Source organism: Jiangella rhizosphaerae, assembly GCF_003579925.1.
GTDB classification, from domain to species: domain Bacteria; phylum Actinomycetota; class Actinomycetes; order Jiangellales; family Jiangellaceae; genus Jiangella; species Jiangella rhizosphaerae.
Map to the genome: position 1 here is coordinate 1 of NZ_QUAL01000278.1, position 2,590 is coordinate 2,590.

Below are 2,590 nucleotides of genomic sequence, written 5' to 3' on the forward strand. Positions count from 1 at the left end.
CCGCCGCGCAGCCGGCCCCGTCCGCCCCCGCCCAGCAGCCGGCCGCCCAGCCGGCCGCGGCGCCGGAGTCGGTCGAGCCCTCGCCGCTGCGGGGCACCACCGAGAAGCTGACCCGCATGCGCAAGGTCATCGCCAAGCGCGTGCACGAGTCGCTGCAAGAGACCGCCCAGCTCACCACCGTCGTCGAGATCGACATCACGACGCTGGCCCGGCTGCGCGACCGCGTGAAGGCCGACTTCGCCCAGCGCGAGGGCGTGAAGCTGTCGTTCCTGCCGTTCTTCGCGAAGGCCGCGGTCGAGGCGCTCAAGCAGCACCCGAAGATCAACGCCTCGATCGACGTCGAGAAGGGCGAGGTCACCTACCACGACCGCGAGAACCTCGTCATCGCCGTCGACACCGAGGCCGGCCTGCTGGTGCCCGTCGTCAAGGACGCCGGCGACCTCAACATCGCCGGGCTGGCCCGCAAGATCGCCGAGGTGGCCGAGAAAGCGCGCACCGGCAAGCTGACGCCCGACGAGATCACCGGCGGCACGTTCACGCTGACCAACACCGGTAGCCGCGGCGCGCTGTTCGACACGCCGATCTTCTTCCAGCCGCAGGTCGCCATCCTCGGCACCGGCGCCGTCGTCAAGCGGCCGATGGTCATCGACGACCCCAACCTGGGCGAGACGATCGCCGTCCGGCACATGGTGTACTTCGCGCTCAGCTACGACCACCGGCTGGTCGACGGCGCCGACGCCGCGCGGTTCCTCGGGACGGTGAAGAAGCGGCTCGAGGGCGGGGCGTTCGAGGCCGACCTGGGCCTGTAAGCGACGTGCGGGTCGCCGTCGCGGGCTCCAGCGGGTTCATCGGCACGGCGCTCGTCGCGGGCCTGGAGTCCGCCGGGCACGAGGTCATTCGGCTGGTGCGGCATGCGCCGGCCGCGGCGAACGAGGCGCAGTGGGATCCCGAGCAGGGCGCGGTCCCACTCGCCCGCCTCGCCGGCGTCGAAGCCGTCGTGCACCTCGGGGGCATCAACGTCGGCGCGCGCCGCTGGACCCGCCGGTTCAAGAAGCAGCTGCACCACAGCCGCATCCGCTCGACGACGGTGCTCGCGTCGGCGCTGACCGGGCTGGCCACGCGGCCGCGCGTGTTCGTGTGCGCGTCGGCCATGGGCTACTACGGTCCCGACCGCGGCCGCGAACTGCTCGACGAGGAGTCGGGCCCCGGCGACGGCTTCCTGGCGAGGTTGTGCCAGGACTGGGAGCACGCCGCCGCTCCCGCCAGCGCCGCCGACATCGCCGTCTGCCATCCGCGGTTCGGCCTCGTGGTCGGGCCGGGCGGCGGGGCGCTGAAGCCGCTGCTGCCGCTGTTCCGGCTCGGGCTGGGCGGCCATTTCGGCAACGGCGAGCAGTTCTGGAGCCCGGTCTCGCTGCATGATTGCGTGCGCGCCCTGCGGTTCCTCGTCGAGCAGCACGGCTGCGTCGGGCCCTACAACGTGACGGCGCCGGAGCCGGTGACCAACGGCGAGTTCAGCCGCCTGCTGGCCGCCGAGCTGCACCGGCCGCGGCTCCTCCCGGTGCCCGGCTTCGCCCTGCAGCTCGCCGTCGGCGAGGCGTCGTCGGAGCTGCTCGGCAGCCTGCGGATCGTCCCCACCCGGCTCGGCGAGGCGGGCTTCGAGTTCGATCACCCCGACGCGCGCGCGATCATCCGCGCCGCGCTCTGATACCGCCTTGGCAAGCCTCACCGTCGCGCAGTATCGGTCATATCGGACACGTTGGCGACGACCACCCTTGCCAAGGGCGCCGGCTTCGCCCTAGCCGAACCGCCAGGAGCTCGTGCCGTCCGGGTTGGCGACCGCGACGAGATCGGCCTCCCAGGTCATCTCCTCGAAGCCCTCCATCTCCTGTTCCACGTCGCCGTCCTCGTTGACCAGCGTGTAGGGCGGCGTGCGCTGGGTGATGGTGACCGTCGCGCGGCCGCCCTCCTGGGACACCAGCTCGGCGTTGACCACCTCGAAGACCAGGCCCTCGGTGTGGACCTCGGCGTCGGCGTACTGCTCCAGCGTGCCGGCGTCCTCGGCGAGGGTGCCGTTGGTCGGCGCGTGCACCTGGCAGAGCAGCTCGGGGTTGCTCTCCTCGAACGCCTGCGCCCGCAGCGTGTAGAGCCGCTGCACTTCCTGCGTCCAGTCGGTGACGGTGGGCGGCGGCACGGTGGGCGCGGGCTGGGGCCCGCCGCACAGATCCGTCGACGCCTCGGACTCGCCGGAGCTGGCGCCGCTGCCGGGGCCCTCGTTCGGGGTGTCGTCGCCGAAGACGCGCCAGCCGACGATCGCCACGCCCGCGACCACCAGCAACGCCACCAGGGTGCTGACGATCCAGAGGCGGTCCTTGCGCTTCGGGCCGGCGGTGTCCTCGTCGTCGGGGACGGGCGGCGGGGCGCCGCGGCGGCCCCTGGACTCCTTCGCCGCCGGCGCGGTGGCAGCGGACGCGGCCGTACGGCGATCCGGACGGCGGTCGTCGGCCAGGACGCCCTCGGGGACGGGCACGTTCACGCCGTCGTGGACGGCGCCGCCGGGCGGAGGACCGGCCGGCGGCTCCTCGCCGCGGCC

At 73.3% G+C, this 2,590-nt stretch carries 2 protein-coding genes and 1 pseudogene; 2 read left to right on the plus strand and 1 reads right to left on the minus strand.

Annotated features, from left to right (window positions below; translation table 11 throughout):
• Window positions 1-809 (plus strand): 2-oxo acid dehydrogenase subunit E2 (locus tag DY240_RS23220; RefSeq protein WP_199702167.1); only part of this gene is annotated, 809 nt, incomplete at its 5' end.
• Between the two features lie 5 nt (window positions 810-814).
• A complete protein-coding gene (locus tag DY240_RS23225; RefSeq protein WP_119662135.1) occupies window positions 815-1,705 on the plus strand; it encodes a TIGR01777 family oxidoreductase in 891 nt (296 codons plus the stop codon).
• A 90-nt stretch (window positions 1,706-1,795) separates the two neighbouring features.
• Here the strand turns inward: DY240_RS23225 and DY240_RS32345 are convergent.
• Window positions 1,796-2,590: pseudogene (locus DY240_RS32345) on the minus strand (hypothetical protein); the annotation flags it as partial.